The 17,368-nt window shown below is 52.0% G+C and carries 12 protein-coding genes; 7 read left to right on the forward strand and 5 right to left on the reverse strand.

Annotation, left to right across the window (positions count from 1 at the left end):
• From ACTQ33_RS12600 to ACTQ33_RS12625, 6 genes are all read left to right on the forward strand, one after another.
• Positions 1-616 (forward strand): zinc ribbon domain-containing protein (locus ACTQ33_RS12600; protein WP_441464954.1); only part of this gene is annotated, 616 nt, incomplete at its 5' end.
• A complete protein-coding gene (locus tag ACTQ33_RS12605) occupies positions 613-1,659 on the forward strand; it encodes a YccF domain-containing protein (RefSeq protein WP_441464955.1) in 1,047 nt (348 codons plus the stop codon). The genes ACTQ33_RS12600 and ACTQ33_RS12605, both read left to right, overlap by 4 nt.
• 207 nt (positions 1,660-1,866) lie before the next feature.
• Entirely contained in the window at positions 1,867-3,048 is a 1,182-nt protein-coding gene (locus ACTQ33_RS12610; RefSeq protein ID WP_441464956.1) for a YARHG domain-containing protein, read from the forward strand.
• A 19-nt stretch (positions 3,049-3,067) separates the two neighbouring features.
• On the forward strand, positions 3,068-4,669 hold the full coding sequence (locus ACTQ33_RS12615; protein WP_441464957.1) for a serine hydrolase: 1,602 nt from the start codon (positions 3,068-3,070) through the stop codon (positions 4,667-4,669).
• 38 nt (positions 4,670-4,707) lie between these two features.
• Entirely contained in the window at positions 4,708-8,133 is a 3,426-nt protein-coding gene (locus tag ACTQ33_RS12620; RefSeq protein WP_441464958.1) for an S-layer homology domain-containing protein, read from the forward strand.
• 90 nt (positions 8,134-8,223) lie between these two features.
• Positions 8,224-11,379: an S-layer homology domain-containing protein gene (locus ACTQ33_RS12625; protein WP_441464959.1), complete on the forward strand. Its 3,156-nt coding sequence runs from the start codon at positions 8,224-8,226 to the stop codon at positions 11,377-11,379.
• A 163-nt stretch (positions 11,380-11,542) separates the two neighbouring features.
• Here the strand turns inward: ACTQ33_RS12625 and ACTQ33_RS12630 are convergent, their stop codons facing one another.
• The 5 genes from ACTQ33_RS12630 to ACTQ33_RS12650 form a co-directional block, all read right to left on the reverse strand.
• Positions 11,543-12,556 carry a hypothetical protein gene (locus tag ACTQ33_RS12630; protein ID WP_441464960.1) on the reverse strand — a complete coding sequence of 338 codons (1,014 nt, stop codon included), beginning with the start codon at positions 12,554-12,556 and terminating at the stop codon, positions 11,543-11,545.
• Between the two features lie 18 nt (positions 12,557-12,574).
• A complete protein-coding gene (locus tag ACTQ33_RS12635) occupies positions 12,575-13,120 on the reverse strand; it encodes a hypothetical protein (protein WP_441464961.1) in 546 nt (181 codons plus the stop codon).
• Positions 13,121-13,125: 5 nt separating this feature from the next.
• Positions 13,126-14,040 carry a replication initiator protein A gene (locus ACTQ33_RS12640; RefSeq protein ID WP_441464962.1) on the reverse strand — a complete coding sequence of 305 codons (915 nt, stop codon included), beginning with the start codon at positions 14,038-14,040 and terminating at the stop codon, positions 13,126-13,128.
• 64 nt (positions 14,041-14,104) lie between these two features.
• Positions 14,105-16,123 (reverse strand): VirD4-like conjugal transfer protein, CD1115 family, encoded by a 2,019-nt coding sequence (locus ACTQ33_RS12645; protein ID WP_441464963.1) that lies wholly within the window; start codon positions 16,121-16,123, stop codon positions 14,105-14,107.
• Entirely contained in the window at positions 16,062-17,192 is a 1,131-nt protein-coding gene (locus tag ACTQ33_RS12650; protein ID WP_441464964.1) for a hypothetical protein, read from the reverse strand. Before ACTQ33_RS12650 ends, ACTQ33_RS12645 begins: the two co-directional genes overlap by 62 nt.
• On the opposite strand from ACTQ33_RS12650, the gene ACTQ33_RS12655 reads away from it, so the two are divergent.
• Positions 17,191-17,352, forward strand: coding sequence for a hypothetical protein (locus tag ACTQ33_RS12655; protein ID WP_441464965.1), 162 nt, complete (start codon positions 17,191-17,193; stop codon positions 17,350-17,352). The two genes, ACTQ33_RS12650 and ACTQ33_RS12655, sit on opposite strands and share 2 nt — an antisense overlap.
• Positions 17,353-17,368: the final 16 nt, after the last annotated feature.

The following is a 17,368-nucleotide window of genomic DNA, read 5'->3' on the forward strand; positions in this document are numbered from 1 at the left end:
TACCTGCGCCAACTCATCACTAAGCGCAGACATTGTCATCTGTTTATCCATGGTCTTATTATATCACTTCTGGCAGTATCGCGCCTACTTTTCTGTGCGGTATTGCCTTAAAATAATAAAAGAGAGGAAAGAGAATATGGGTTTGTTTGACACTAAAAATCGATCTGCTTCAGAGGAACATAAAAAGGTAAATGGCTCTACGCAGATAGCAGAACTGGAGAGGCAACTGGTAGAGATAGAGAAAAAACGGACGGCTATTCTAGTGCAGATTGGTAATATTTTTGTACAGCAAAATTCAATGGAGTCTATTAAAGGAACAGAATACGAAAGATTTTTGGAGGAATATAGTAAAATTATGCAGGAACGGGAAGTCAATGAGCAGAAGAAACTGGCAATGCAAGGGCTTAGAAAATGTGATAGTTGTGGTAATACATTGTCACTGGACAGCCTGTATTGCAATAAATGTGGCGTAAGACTTTCTGAACTTCTGCTACAGGAAACAGAAAATGTAAACAATGTAAATGTATGCAGCCATTGTGGTACGGCCCTTAAGCCGAATGTTAATTTTTGTCATGCTTGCGGAAGCAGAGTTGAAAAGGGAGATAAATCATTATGAGAACGCTAGGCAATCTTTTATGGTTTATTTTTATAGGCTGGTGGAGCTGCATTTTGCATGGACTTATTGGCGCTATTGCATGCATAACAATCATTGGAATTCCCATTGGAAAGGCATTATTTCAATACGCTAAACTGATGGCGTTTCCATTTGGCAAGGTGATGGTTAGAGAAACGTTTATAAAAGGTAAAGAAAATGTATCACTGGTACGCCGTGTGTTTGGAACAATCGCCAATATTATATGGTTACCATTTGGCATTTTATATTTAATTCTTAATCTGGCGCTAATCATTGCTGCATGTATAACAATCATTGGCATCCCGTACGCCGTTGTCCTTGCGAAAAGCTGTGTCTTTCTGCTCTGGCCGATAGGCGCTAAAGTTATTACACGGGAAGAACAAGCGGCATTTTACAGTAGAAATGTACTGGTGGGACATACAAACATTGAAACACAAGGATATGCGTTAAAAGAGAACATGAGTAGCTTCGCAGATTCTTTGGTAACTGGTGTTTCGGATACACGGGATGAATTAAAAAGGGCAAGTAAGGCCGTTTCTGATTCAGCGCGGCAATACGCTGGCCAGATAAGCCATTATACGGAAACCGCATATCAGGAAGCTATCCATCGCGCAGAACGCAATGACATGAACCTATCATGGAGTACAGTTATGGAACAGGTAGAATCAGCGCTTTACAGAAATTCTTATGTTGCCGTTATTTTAACTTTTTTAACATGGATTTTAGGGGTTGTTGCGTTTCTGTTTGTAATTGGTGGCATAACTACACATGGCCTTATATTAGGAATTTTTTATGGCTTGATTCAAGGTATTCCCGCTTTTGCACTGCTGGGCGTTTTGTTTATAATTCAGCAAAAGTATTTATCGAGTGTAATTTGTTTGTGGGGCCCTACTCTCCTATTAATAGCCAGCACAATTATAAATATTTATTCAGAAGGAATAAACTTTTACCGTGTTACAGAATTAATTAATATTATAGCTCTTGCGATTTTTGGACTTGTGGCGTTTTTGTTGAGAAAAAATTGATAGTGATACTTTGAGATAATACATATGGCCTTGCTTGAAAATCAAAGCTGCACATCTACTTGCGTTGATGCGTAACTCTTCCTTTTCAGACAAGGCCTATTATTGAGACTTATTTTTGCAGATTGAAGGGAATTTGTATTTCCTGATATAAAACATTGGGTAGTGGTTTCATTTTTGACCACAGAATATGAAGAAAGAGGGAACATTATGAGCATATATTGTACAAAATGCGGGTCGATTATCCAAGAGGGAGAGAAATTTTGCGGTAATTGTGGGACGCCTTGTGCTGCATCCGATTCCGTGAATCCGCAGCCGCAATCCACAGAGGCAGCACAGGCTGCACATCATAAACCCGGTATAAAACCATGGGTTTTGGGGTGCGGTATAGGTACTGTGCTGATTGTTGCTGCGGGAGTGGCCACTTTTGCATACTATTTACCCCATAAGTTGCCGGAATCCGCCCTTTCGTCCCCAGCAGCCTGCGACTGGGTCGCGCAGCAGATCCAGTCTGATCTGGGAGCAGATGATCCAATTACCGCCACGGCCAAGGTACAGCTTCCAACAGAGCTGCCGGATTGGGGCTTGCTGGAGCTGGAGTATGAGGATGTGGTCTGTAAGTACGAGCTCGATGTGAACGGCGATATCTTTGAACTGTCTACAACGGCTGACTTTACCACAGGACTGCTGCCAGGCAGTGTTAAACGGATCGAATTTGAGGATTTTAAGTATCCTGCAGATTTGCTGAACAATATGAATACGGAACAAAGCCAGACCGGCGAAAACACTACGGAGAATGTTGCCATAGAGTCGCCTACGGAACCGGAGGTGCCAGACCCGGGCAAGACAGAGACAAACCTCTCCTATACGCCACTGCCGCAGTATTTCCAGGGGGAGTGGTATAACGACCAGGGTGAGGCGTGTTCGTTAGATGAGGAATGTTACCTAGTGTCCTTTGATGGTGACGGTATCACTACGGATTTGAATGGTGAGTTTGTCCGAAGGGGATCAGAGCAACGGCATACCTTGCAGATTCTGGCTACGGAATCCGGTGTACTCTATATTGATGGAGAACGCTTTACCAGTGAAAAACCCCAGGATGACTATATTTTGCCGGACAGCAATCAGCGCTATCTGACAGAAGCGGATTTGGAATCTCTAACCCATCAAGAATGCTGTCTTGCCAGAAATGAGATATATGCCCGCCATGGCAGAATATTTACAACGGAAGAGATTGCCACTTATTTTGAAGAAAAGGACTGGTATCAAGGCACAATCGAGCCGCAGGTTTTTGACCGGAATACCAGTAGCTATTTTAACGACTATGAATTGAAAAATGTCCAGCTACTCCAGCAATATGAAAAGGAGAAGTTTGGCGGGTCATACTATTAACATGAGATATGAGGTTGCTATGAGAAAAAGGATTGGCATTTTCAGCAGTATTTTGCTCCTGTGCTGTTGGCTGGCAGGCTGTCATCCGGCAGAGCCGGAGATTCTGGAGATGGGATCTCGAGTGCCGGAGCTGCCTCTATTGGAGCCGGAAGTGGTGGAACCTAACCCTGTGTCCCAGCCAGAAGAAGTTGGACTATCGAAGGAGCCGGAGGCACAGGAGCCGATCATACCGGAACCGGAGAAACATCTGATTGCCATAGATGCCGGCCATCAGGCTAAGGGAGACTACAGCACGGAGCCCATCGGTCCCGGTGCTTCTGAGCAAAAGGCCAAGGTCAGCAGCGGCACACAGGGCCGGTTTACCGGGCTGGCAGAGTATGAGCTCAATCTGACTGTTGCTACCCTGCTGCGTGAAGAATTGGAAGATCGCGGCTATGAAGTGCTGATGATCCGGGAGTCCAATGACGTTTCCATTTCCAATATGGAGCGGGCAGCCATGGCCAATGAGGCTGGAGCAGATGCATTTATCCGCATTCATGCCAATGGCTCGGAAGACCCATCTGTGAATGGTATTATGACGCTGTGTATGACGCCGGGCAATCCGTATAACAGTGTATTGTATCCACAAAGCCGCGCCCTGGCCGACGCATTGCTGGATGGCATGGTGGAGGCCACCGGCGCCAATCGGCAATCAGTGTGGGAAACGGATACCATGAGCGGAATCAATCATGCGCAGGTTCCGGTTTCTATTGTAGAAATGGGATATATGACCAATGAGACAGAAGACCATAATCTGGCTACTGCTGCATATCAGCAAAAATTGGCGGAGGGCATGGCCAACGGCCTTGATCAATTTTTTGCCGGGCAAGAGGACAGCAATGCGCCTGTTCAGACGGATAGCGCACTGCAGCAGGCGTTGGATACCGCATTGGAGGGACTGTCCAGCCGATGGGATGTTTATGTGGAAGATCTGACCACCGGTGAGATTGCCTCTGCTGCGCATCAGCTGCCGGCAGACGGTAAGATGGTATCGGCCAGCCTCATAAAACTGTTTATTATGGGCGCCGTTTATGAGCAGGTGGAGGCCGGGATGCTGACCGAATCCCAGGTGGATGCCGATGTCCATTCCATGATTACCATTAGCGACAACAGCGCTTCTAACCGTCTGACAAAGCTCCTGGGCGGCGGCGATGCGGCAAAGGGTATGGCGGTTGTCAATGCGTTTGCAAAGTCGTTGGGCTGTGAGCATACGGAACTCAACCGTTTGATGCTGGATGATAACGGATTACAGAACTACGTTTCTGCTGCGGATTGTGCAGCTATACTGAAGGCAATCTATACCGGAACGTGTGTTAATGCGGAGTATTCCGCCACGATGCTGGAACATTTGAAGGGGCAGCAGGTCAACAACCGCATACCGGCTGGTGTTCCAGGCGATACGATAGTTGCTCACAAGACCGGCGATCTGTCGGGGCTAAGCTGCGGTGATGTGGGTATCGTGCTGGGACCGGAGAGGGACTATATTATTTGTGTAATCTGTAATGATCCCTATACAGACGGTGGAGCAGCCGCCAAAATTGTGGAGATTTCGCAGCAGGTTTATGCGGTATTACAGTCGTAAGTTGGGAATGTTTTGCAGAGACAGAGAGGAAACGATACATGATAAAAAGAACGGTTGCGCTTTTTCTGACGCTTACCATGCTATGGGGCATGGCGGCCTGCGGCAACTCCGACGGCCCGGTAATCACCGGGCCGCAAACGGAGACAACGGAAGAAGAACTGGAGAATTTAGAAACTACGGACATACCGCAGCTAGACTCGCTTGCCGTGACCCAAACCCGTGAAGAAGCCTACCGGGAAGTGGTACAGGAGTATGTCCGAAACTATGGAGTGCGGCAAGTAACACCCGAGATCGAATTTATAATGCCTGGATACATTACAGAGCCGGATTCAGTAAATGTCCCAAGCAGCCTAATCTATGTTGGCCAATGGGATTTTTCCGAAGATGGTAATTCAGAGCTTGTAGTAGTATGGCAGGAGGCAACGGGAGAGGACTGGGATTTTAACCTTATGGCTGCTGTTTATGAGTATGCTAATGGAGAGATTCAGGAATTTCTGGAACCTTGCCTAATCCAAGAAAACTCTACTCAGGTATGGAGTACGGCCAAACTAATTATAGCAGAAATTGGCCAGAAAATAGTGCTTGCACGAAGTGTAGACGGATATGATTATGATTTTAATACAACTCCGTGGAAACAAGTTGCTTATCCTACTGAATATAATGTATTTCTAAATGCAAGTAATCAATCTATACCACAAACAGAGAATATAACTGAGCTATATACCATTTCGGAACAATATGCTACATCTTCACCAGCGGGAAGCAATACAGGATACAGCACATGGCTGAACGACACACAATACCAAAATCTTGCGGCATCACTGCATGATATGGGAATTACAGACTTTCGTTCAGTTTCTGAATTGCTGGACCAGTTGCCGTATTTTGGGCAGAGAAATCTCTGCAAAATGAGCGCAGCTCAGGCCAATGCCTATGCAGAAGTGTTGGAACGCTTGCCAAGTAACCTGGATGGGCTGATAGAGGACTCCCAAATTCAGATTGGAAAGGAGCATCAGCTATTTGCGCTGCTGGCCGAACCTGCCGGCGATGGAGTGCCAATTCTAATCACAGGATACATAGGTATTGACCGTCGATATTCTACTGTAAGGGATTGGAAGAGTTCTTCCATTATGGGCCCAACGCAGGAAACAAAATTGAGCATGTGGCAATGGAATGGCAAAACAGTAGAGCAACTTGTTGTCGATGATCTATATAAGCATCCCTCTATCTCCAAACCATCCTGCATGTCATTTTCGTATTGTTTTACAACAGCAGATGGGAAGTTCTATTTTGAATTGGGCGGAGGTGATTCCATGGGGAGTTACCTTGGCACTGAATACAGCATTCAAAGTGGAAGCCTCCAGTACAGCGCAGAGCGACTGGTATACGGTGCCTATCTGGTAGAGCGTACAGACGGCCTTTTACAGTGTTATTCCCCCAGCTATGGAGATGAGAATTTGCACCCACCGGCCCCATTTACCATTCGACAGCATCCAAATTTTGAATATACATATGAAATATGGGCAGCACCGGAAGCCAATATTGAATCATACGGTTGGGAGCCGGGCGGTGCCTCGTCATATAATTTATATTTACTGAACGGAACAATTGTTACAAAAGAAGCATTTACACGCCAAAAACTTTATGGCATGTCTATTTCTCAGGGAAGTGCAGGAGATTGTTCCATAGACGGCGACTGGCGGGACGGCAAAGCCGCAGCCGCCACCCTTCGGGAGTATGCGGAACTTTTGACTGGTGTGTCCTACGACTACCCGGAAATCCTGGAAACCTTGCCCGCCACGCAGCGAGGGCTGCTGGAGAAAGCGGCCGAAGGCCAGGTTCCAGGTACCCTGGGCGGCCTGTACGATCTGTCCAACGACCTTTATTATGCTGTCTATTATGATGCGGACGGCTCTGCCTGCGGTGGTGTCCTCCTGCGGCAGAATCTGCTGGGCTATCGGATGGTGGAGTCCCATGCGGAGCCTGCAACACAGGCTGCGCTGCAATCTTATGTGGATGAGGCTGCGGCCACTCCCAACATTAACCTGGATTACAACGAAGCCGGTGATGATCCCGTAGCTTATCTGAAGCAGGCTCTGGAACAAATTGACGGTACCGCCATCAACGATGCCGCCAAGCAATTGCTGGCCTCCTATACTGAAGCTGCTTCGGCAGACAGCGGTTCCTTTGCCATGAGCTGGACTGGCGGTTTATTGCGGTTGCCTGCGGAAACCATAGCAGAACATGTGTCGGCCATGGAGACGATGAAGACTCAACTGCAAGAGGCGCTGGGGGATATCACTCTGAATAAGACACTTTCTGAACCAGTGCAGATCTACTGTCCCAAATGGGAGCCGGAGCAGCCCATTCAGCTGGTACTGGATCGGGAAAGTATGGAAGCTTCGGAAGAAACCGACGGTGTACAGCTGATTTTTGGCAGCGGCCAACACTCCATCACCGTAGAACAATCTGCATGGAAGCAGCTGATGGAGCAGTATGATACACTGGTTGTACAGGTGCAGCAGGAGACGGCAGGTTACTCCATCACCTACAGTCAGGAGGACGGCACTCCCATTGACCAGTTGCCTGCGGGCGTTACCTTTACGCTACCCGCTTCCACAGAAACCGCTACGGTGCTGGCTACCTATGATGGCGGTACATCGGATAACTGGGGCGGTCAATATGATGCACGCAATGGAACCGTGCAATTTACCACACCTTACTCCGGTACATATCAGGTGATAGACAATGCTGTGTCAGTCCAGGATTTGCAGGATGTTGACGCAGAAACAGCTGCTGCCATCACCTTCATGGTATCCAAAGGCTATTTTGCGGTGGATGATTCGGGCAACTTTTATCCCGATGCAACGCTCAACCGCTATGAGTTTGCCGAAGCATTAGTACGGATGTTCTTTGCCCTGGATCGCAGTCTAACTTCTTCCTTTACCGATGTACAGGCAGAATCGCCGTATTATGCTTATGTGGCTTCGGGTGAACAACGGAACATCATTCAGGGCTATGAGGATCAGACGTTCCGTGGAGAGAATCCGGTGCTGCGGGAGCAGATTATCGCTCTGTGCAGCCGGACCCTAGTGGACTATCGTGGCTATCTCTACCCTGAGACACCGGAGGAGTATTTGCAATTCTCCGATGCCGAGGCTATCTCCGACTGGGCCAAAGATACGACAGCGTTGGCTGTACGAGAATTGTTGGTAGATCGCGGCGGAGCGCTGGAGCCACAGGGTGAAGTCACCAGAGCAGAGGCAGCGCAAATGCTCTATCGGCTCTTTATGTTGCTGTACGAAACGCCGATGGTGGACCTGAAGGCAGAATCTGCCGATGAAAACCGGCGGGTCTATGAGGCAGATACAACCGTCTCTATGTTGCCAGTTGTTGCCGTGGGCGGTGGTGTGCTGGCCGTCGCTGCGGGTCTGATATGGTATTGCAAGCGGCGCAGAAAATGAGTAATGCTGGCGACGATGTTCTATAAAAACTATGAACAGACTATGGAGAGAAATTAAAAATTACGATTAAATAAGAGGAGAAGCACATATATGGTAAACTGGAAGAGAAGCGGTCTGGCGGCCTTGCTGTGCGCTGGACTATTGGGGGGTAACCTGCCTGTATTAGCCGCAAATCTGGACGGGCTCAACTTATCAGCTCAACGGATGAAGCAATTAGAGAATGCAAAGTCCGGGGACTATGCCGTCTCTCCGGAAACGGCCCGGGCTTATCTGAATGCGATTGAACAGCGGGAGCAGGAAATTGCAGAGATAGTGCGCTGGGAGGAGGAAAATGGATATAGCGACGACCCGTGGCCTCTGGATACCTGGCTCATCGATTTAGATGGCGACGGGGACGGTGAACTTTATATGTATGACAACAACCGGCCGAACCCGCTTGATTTCGCCCCTGGCATTTGGAAGGGCAAGGGCGTGATCCGCTCGGCCGAGGGAGAGTCGCTTTCCTTCGGCGGCGGGTATGACAGCACAAGCCGTCCCTGTACCATTCTGATCGACCCGCCCTATGTGGGGGAGTTTTACGATATTGGTGCTAATTCAATGACATTTGGAGAGGCATATGCTACGCTTTACCGATATGAAAATGGCCAGATGACTACACTAAACAAGTGGTTTTTTAATTATACCGATTCGATGTTTGCTTCCGAAAGCGACGAACAGGTGACGATCTCTTACACCGATGCCACGGGGAAGATAATCAGCCACACTGGAACTGCAAGAGAGTTACAGGGGCTACGACCAGATATCGACCCGTTGACCCAGATGATTGAAGGCGCCAAAGCCTACGGCGCAGATTTAACAAACCCGCTGATCTCCAACAGTGGGCAGGGATATTATTCAAATTTTATGCCTACAGAGCAGGTCAAGGACACATTGCAGGCCATTGTGGAGGCGGCGGATCAGGGCGCGCAGCTGTTGCATCCTGGTGATCCCGTCTTTCAAGATGTGGCAGATACGGTTGCTGTGTGGGACGCGTTGTTTACCAATGCCCCCTTTGACCTTTCTGTGGGAGACGTTCCGCAGGCAGAGGGAATGTTTGATTGGTGGGCAGATCCCGGTATGCGGGACGGTTCGGGGACCCCGGTGGTCTCACCCGGGGATCCGGCAGCCCTGGATGCGTTTATCCAAACGCTTGAGCCAGAGTCTGCTTCCCGGGCGGAACAGCTTGTAAAGGGCAATACATCCTTTGCTGGTATCTATCAAACAGACGATGCGGCCTTGGCCCAGGTATGCCAGGCCCTGTTTGGTTCGGCTTTTGACGTAGATGCCATCTATGAACACTTTTACAAGGATACCTATATTCCGCTGAAGGGACAGGATGAGCACTGGTATGCTGCTAATGTGATGGTTCCAATGGGCGGGCATTACTCTGCGTCTCCGGTTAGCGCCGTATCCGATCTGGGGGACGGGATTTACGCTGCTTACCTGACGGGGATGGATCAGAGCGAAGAATGTTTTTATGATGGCCTCTACCATATGCTGCTTCAGAAAAGTCCGGAAGGCGCTACCCTGCCCTATCAGATTTTATCGCTTGGAGAGGGTATGCCCGTAGCCGCGGAAGTGGCGGCGCTCAAGGCTCGTATCCTTGAACCCAATACCCGGTACGACTATACGGTAATTGCCGCATTTGGGACAAAAAAAGAGTATCTGGACTATTTGGAGGAGCAGCTGGATGGGCTGGATGGCCAACCAATCAATGACAAGGGGAAATTAGAAACGGCGAAGTATATTCAGGTTATGTACGAGAACGCCGTATTTACCCAGCTTGCTACGGAAGAGAATCGGGTTGTGCTCGGTCTAAAACAGATGGAAACGATTGCGGCGGAGCTGTCTGAACTTTTAAAACGAACCGAATCGCTGTTGGACAAATACAACGTTACACTAAACCGTATGCCGCAGGTGACTATCCGAGTATTTGCCACACAGCTGGATTGGGGAAAGCCCATTGAGGTCGAACTGGAGCCGGATATTTTATCTGCGTTGCAGGAGATGCAAACCCTGCGGGTTGTATTGGATCACAGTGGGGTGGGCTTCAGTATTCAGATGGATGCGCTCCCGTCCAATACACCGGTACGCTTCTCTATCAGATGCCAAAACGATATCTATTCCCTGAACTTCAAGGATGGAACGGGTGCAGAAATCACACGAAGCCCCATCCCTGTCACCCTCTACCTTCCTGCACAGACGCCCCTTGCCTCTGTGGAGCTGCAGTATAACGGCAATCATGATAATTGGGGTGGGCAGTATGATGCCAACAGCGGCTTGATCTTTTTTTCCACCCAGTGGAGCGGTCTATATCAGGTAGTCGAAAACACAGTGGAGATTACAGACATTGGCCAACTGACAGAGGAACAGCAGCGGATCATCCGATTCATGGTGTCCAAGGGTTTTTTCCAGGTGAAGGACGGCAATTTCTATCCCGATAGCATCTTCAGCCGTTATGATTTTGCCAAAGCGCTGGTGGGTATGTTTTACGCGCTGGATCGGGATGCCACCTGTATTTTCACAGATGTGCCGAAAGACGGATCGGAATATCCCTATGTGGCTTCTGCCTTTGAAGCGGGTATTGCTGAGGGTATCGGCAACAACCTGTTTGCCGGTGACCGAGCGGTTACCCGAGAACAGGCCATTGCATTCTGCGCCCGTACGCTGGTAGAGAAAAAGGGCTATTTATTGCCGGAAAATTTGAATGAGTACGGCAATTTTAGCGACCGTGATCAGATTTCCCAATGGGCCATGGAGTATATCGCTCTGGCCGAGCAGCTTGGACTCATCGAAGGTGGCGGTATGCTGGTCCCCCAGGGGGAGATGACTTGCGCAGAAAGTGCCGAACTGCTGTACAGGATGTTTATGCTGCTCTATGAAGTCACACCCATTCAAATGCAGACACCGGAACTATCCGATACCGTGGCATCAGAAACGGCTCCGGCGCAAACGGGAGGCACTGCTATAAGCGTGATCTGCCTCTGTGGTGCGGCGATTATTGCAATTGCGCTTTACTGCCTGCGATTGACGTCGGTAGGAAAGCGTTGGTTTGCTGGTTGCCCCTTGCGCCGACAGAAAATGATTATGGTGCTTGGCGCTGTGCTGATTGCAGGGTTGCTATTTGGCGGCCTTATCATGCTGGTGTGTTCCGACTCTGGTGCGGCACCGGTTATTACCATGGTTTCCAATGCAGCAGGGACGTGAATACAACAAGCCCATTACGAAATTTACAATGCCATATACAAAGAATACGAGATCGGCGCAGCCGGTCCTGTATTCGTAACCGTCAAACCTGGAAGCGGATTGCTGGTATGACGACTACTCTTCTGCTGTACCGGGTTTGACGGTTACGTTTTTTATGCCTCCATTACCGCTCTGTACACCACAGTGTCAGAATCTTTCCAAAGATCAGCTTCTTCTCCAAATCATGCCGCTGGATGACAAGAATCACCGTATCTCCAATCTGGAACTCCGAATCCTCATGCTGGTAGGAGTAATTGCACAGGCACACGGTTTCATCCGGCAGATTACAGAACACACCGCCGCCATATTTACCGGAGATGGTGGCCATACGGCGGCTGCCCTCCGGGTGGCGTTCCATGGCTCCGTCGAATGGATTGACAGTGGCCTCCTTAACGGAGATGACCAGGTGCTGTTGGTCGGCATCGAACTCTTTGATGATGCAGTCCAGATCGGTGCCGGGATGATACTGAGCCCGCAGGTCCGGTGTGGGGGTATAACGCATATCCCGCTGGCGCAAGTCCAGATCGTAGCCGTAGCAGTCCACCAGGCAACGGCGGGGACCGACGGCCAGCACATGACAGGTGATACGGGCATCTTTTTGATGCAGAGCCGGCCGGCGAGAGAGAAAGCGCCGCTTGGCCAGGGAGGCCAGCCGACGGGAGCCAATGGCGAAGCCGGCTTCACGCTCCACCTTGATGATGATAAAGTCCACTGTGGCCCCTACCATGTTTTGCAGCACATATTGGGGTCGCTCGGAACCCTCTACCCACAGTTCAGTTTCCGGGATGACAACCCGGATACGATAGGGGATCACAATGGCGCAGTACATGGTCTCTGTCAGGGATTCTCCTGTCTGGCGGTCCCACCTTTTGACAGAATGCTGATCAACGCCAATAATGATGCCGCGCAGCGAGGAGCGGCCGCGGTAGGAAGCATAGATAGAGTTCCATTCCTGCCGTTCTTCCGGCGTCAGATCTCGGTCCAGTTCAGAAAAGTGCAGCTCATAGAACAGCTGTCGGTCGCTTTTGTGGGGTTCCGGGTCTTCCGCTTCTTCCAGATGAAACTGCTCGGTGTTGGCAGGGAGCGGGGACAGTTCCTTGTCCATGGTTTCGGGAAATTCCTGTGTGTTTTTGAGCATAATCACATTCCTCCTGTATCAGGTGTGTTCGGTGGACGGACCGTAAAAGCGATGGGTACCGTCGGGTTGGCGAATGACGAGAAATTGATTGAGGGGCAGGGAAAGCCCATCCGGGACGGTATTGGATGGCGTCAGCCAGAGGATACGCTCCAGTTGGCCCTGGTTCACCAGAGCCAGACCGGCGGGAGTGGCTTCTTCCAACCGGGCTACAGTGAACCGATGCAGATGTTCCCGGCCCCAGACAAAGGACAGCATCCGGGGCGCCCGAGTGGAGCGGGCCACGCCTTGAGGCCGTCCTTCCGACAGTGTCAGCATGACGTCAATGGCCTCCAGGTAGAGAGAGTCCGGTTCTACCGGAGACAGACTGGCAATGTCATTCTGGATGCGGAAATAGGGGATACAGCCCCGCAGCTGACGCAGCATGGCATCGGTCCTGGCCCGGGTATAACCGGGGAGCGCTGCCCGATACCGTTCCTGCACCAGTGTGTGCAGCTGGTCGGTTCTGGCGTAGTGGAGCTGATGCAGCAGATCCAGAATGTATCGCTGCTGCAGGGAAAGAAACATGGATTTCACCTCCGATTGGGTGGCGCCCGCAGCCGGTTCAGATACGGGTCCACCATGAGATCGCTGTGGCATTCGCTGATGTAGTTGAACAGGGTGGCCATGACATAGGCCGTGGAGTTTTTCACCGGCTGATCCAGATTGGCGGCCAGTTTGTTAGCCACGTCGCAGAGGATGACCGGGGTCAGCAGATGGAGACGGGAACGCACCCGTTTCTGGGGCAGGGTGGCGTTGCCAATGCGGTAGGAGTCGGAATAGAACAAACGTTCGATGGCGTTTTCAAACACCTGGGCCAGAGCCGGGTCCAGACTGTCCAGCTCACAGTTGGCCAGAATATCACTCAGCTCCTGGTCGTCATCAGTCTCCGGTAACACAGACGGACAGACAGGATCCTGACTCTGTTCTTTTTTTCTTTGTTCTTTCTTACTTGGCCGCAGATTCTGCGGGTCTGGAACCTCCAAATCTGTGGTTCTTGAACCGCAGATTCCGTGGTTCTGGAACGGCAGATCCTGCGGTTCTGCAACAGCGCCTTCCAGGGCGCTGTCCTCTTCCGGGCTGAGGAAAGGCGCACAGCTGTAGTTGGGGTCCTCATGGGGCTGCACCTGGGCCAGGTAGATCTGATTGGCTTCGCCGCGGCCGCAGCGCTTTTCCCACACCAGCTGCTGTTCTACCAACTGGCGAAAGGCGGCGGTGACTCGCTGCTCACAGATACGCAGCTCCCTGGCCAGGGTCAGTCGGGGATAGATGACAAAGACTTCGCCGTGTTCATTGACCCAGCCTTTGCGGCGGGAGAGCTGGAAGCGGTTGAGTAGAAAGGTGTAGGTCAGCTTAGCCTCCAGGCTCAGGTCGGCGTAACGGGGGTCAAAGAACAGCCAGCGGGGCAGTTTCATGTAGAAAAGCGATTGAATGTCCGTCTGTTTCATAAGGGAAAATCCTGGACGTTCCTTCATTTGTGCAGCCCTCATGGGTGTGCCTCCATTCTGTTAGTTAACTGTGTTCGTCGTCGCCGCAGACTACACTCCTGGGCGTCTCCACCATACCAAGACCCTCCAATCGTATGGTGGGGATCTCGTAGGATGGGGTGGCTTCGGGTGTGGGCGGTGGCGGTGCAGGCGGTTCCGGCTTCTGGGGCTGTGCCGTCGGTTCGGGGGGAGATTGCCGCTGCCGCCACTGGGGGATGTAGTCAATGACGCGGCATGGCTCCAACGTATCAAAGCCGGGGATCTCCTCCGGCGTCAGCTTGTAGAGCAGCGCCGGTTTGTGGCCCTGGAACAGGACGATGCATCGGCTGTTGTCGAGGCGTAGTACCTCATCGGGCTGCATAAGATCCCGCTGGGTGTTGCTTTTCGTCTGGGAGTAGGGCCGGGTGCTGCTGTAAATGGGGGAGAACAGGGGCATCAGCGGCATCTGATTATTGGTGACGGCAATGGTGACCTTGCCGCATTTTTCGGAAATGTACTTGGCAGAGGTCAGGTCGTTACAGCCCATGTAAAGGGTCTGGTTGAAGGTGGCCAACTGATTCTCCCACTCCTTGCCCGGGTACTTTTCCTGCCACTGGGACAGGCTCTGGACCACGATCTGACAGCTCATATTGAAGCCGCGGATGCTGTTGAGGGCATCGGCCATGCCTTCCATATAGCCAATGTTGCAGTATTCGTCGAGACAGAAGTTGACCAGCACCGGCAGCCGCCCATTGGGGCAGTGGAGCCGAGCGTAGTCCGACAACTGCGGAATGGCCAGGGAGAAGAACAGGGAGCTGAGAAAGCGGTAGGCGCTGTCCTGGGCGGAGATAATGACGAAGTAGGCGCAGGGCCGTTTGCCTGGCAGTGTCAGGTCGATATCGTGGTCCCGGGTGATCTGGTCTACCAACTGATTCTGGTAGATGGCCAGCCGGTTGCCCAGTCCAATGATGATGTTGCCCCAGAGATTTTCTTTCGCCTTGAGGAACAGGCCGTGGTGGCCCCGGGCTGGGTGGTCCGGCGGCAGGGCGGCCAATTTCCGGTTGATTGCTTCAACACTCTCGTTGGCAATAATCCGGTAGACCTCGCCAATGCTCCGCCGCTCAATGGGCAGCAGCTCGCCGCGTTCATCCCGCAGATTGCAGACGTAGTGCAGTAGCGCCATGAGCAGATTCAGCTCGGCACGGCTCCAGAAGTCGTCGGCCTCTTTGGCGCCGGAAGTATTTTGAATGATGGTGTTGGCCACGGTCTGCACCAGCTGGGTCTCCCGTTCCAAACCGTACAGGCAATTCCAACCGTCGGAGTGCTCCATGTCGAGAAAGTTCATGGCCTTGACGTAATAGCCCTGCTGCCGGAAGTAGACAGACAGCTTTTCAAACAGCTCGCCCTTCGGATCCACACAATAGACGGACTCCTTCCGGCGGGCGCAGCCCAGAAGAAACGGCAGGACAAAGCCGCGGCTTTTGCCGGTGCCGGGAGCGCCGATGCAGAGGAGATTGTTGTTGTCACCAGGCCGCATGGTGTGGGCGGCGTAGAGATCGTACCGGTCGGGGTCACCGGCATGGCGCTTGTGTTTGCCCAGCATCATACCCTGGACTTCACTGACGCTGCCCAATTCCAGAAAAGTCCGCATCTCGGCTTCCGTGAGGAAACCGGAGGAGCCGTGGGTGGCATCGGGCAGGATATCAAAGCCCCGGGGGTCCCGGGTGTACTTGTAGCCGGAAAACCAGAGATAGCCCTTTTTGGTGATGAGACAGACCAGAAGCGCCAGCACGGCGGTGACACCCAGCCCAAAGGGGGTGACCAGCACCAGCAGGTTGCGAAAGGGGTTGAATACCCAGATACTTTCCACGGTTTCCTCGCCGGTGTGGAATGTGGCGGCAATGCCCAGTTTCAAGGAGTTGAGGAACATGCCGTAGAAATAGGCGACGATCAGGAACAGGGGCAGATGGGTGTGCAGCCGGATCTTATGGCGAGCCGCCCAGCTACCCCAGCGGCGTTCCACGCGGTCTTCCAGTTTTTCCAGCAGTTTGGATAAGCGGGGCATGGAGATACGCTCCTTTCTCTGTGACATAGGGAACCTGTGGGGGACGGTAGGGAATGGGGTCTGGCCCCAGCACCGACGCAAGGGCCTCCTCCGTCAGAGTAAAGACTCGGGCCAGGCCCGTGTCCCGATAGCGGGTGTGGAGGACGGCTTCGGCCTGCTCTGCCAATGCTACCATGGCAACGGAGGGGAAGCCCCGTTCCTGCGCTGCCGCAATGGCGGCATCGAGCCGGTGCAGATCCATGTCCACAGCCACCAGAAAGGGCAGTCCCTGGAACGTGGCATCCCACAGGGGATTGTCGGGCGGTTGGTACTGTCCCTGCAGGGCCGCACGGCTCAGTGCCTCCCGGTAACGGGGAATGGCCAGCAACCGCAGCTGGATCATACCGGTGCGATTGCAGGGGACCAGAAAGACCGGGTAGGGAGTCTGTGCGTAGGCAGCGCTGTAGGAATGGGGAGCAGCTGCGGCGGCATCCTGCTGCAGCATTAACTCGGCACAGATATCCTGGTAAGAGGCGCCGCAGAAAATAAATGCCTTTTGTGCTATGGACAGCTGTGCTGCATGATTCAGAAAGGCCATGGATTCGTCATGAAGATGCACAGGGCCAATATCGGGGGCCACATAGTGCATGGCACAGATCCAGTCACCCAGATGGCACAGGGCGGCCACTCGGGTGCTGCCCCAGGGATTGCGCCCACGGGTGCGTGCAATGGCAGTCAGAAAGAATGTGGAGGGCTCCCGCAGTTGATGGGGGTCGTTGAGAAATACCTGCAGGGATGCACCGTAAGATGTAAGCAGAACTTTGGATAACCGCAGCCGCCGCTGGATGGCATCCGCATGATAGGAGGGAGCGAGCAGCAGGTCGCTGCCCGGAAAAGCACATTGCAGCAATTTGGTTCCCTTTTGCGTCAGCACCAAAGAGCCGCTGGACGGATGAAACTTCAAAAGACTCAGCGACAGCAGATTGGAGAGCTCCGTTTCCGTTGCAATGGTACATAGATCAGCGGGGTACGCATATTGAGACCACTGCACCAGCCGGAGAATCTCTACATCCCGGAGGCTGAACATCATGGACGGATCACCCCCAGACCGGGGGCTGGGCCCCGCCGAAACCGCCCTTGCGCCGCTGCCGGCGCAAGAACAATTTCGGCAGGTGCCACAGGCTGTATTGCCCACCAATCTGTTGGTTGCAACGCAGGAACAGATTGCCGGGCAGTATCTGCCGGGGTGAACTGGTGTAAGCCCTT

The organism is Candidatus Avoscillospira sp. LCP25S3_F1 (assembly GCF_052117125.1).
Classification (GTDB): domain Bacteria; phylum Bacillota; class Clostridia; order Oscillospirales; family Oscillospiraceae; genus Avoscillospira_A.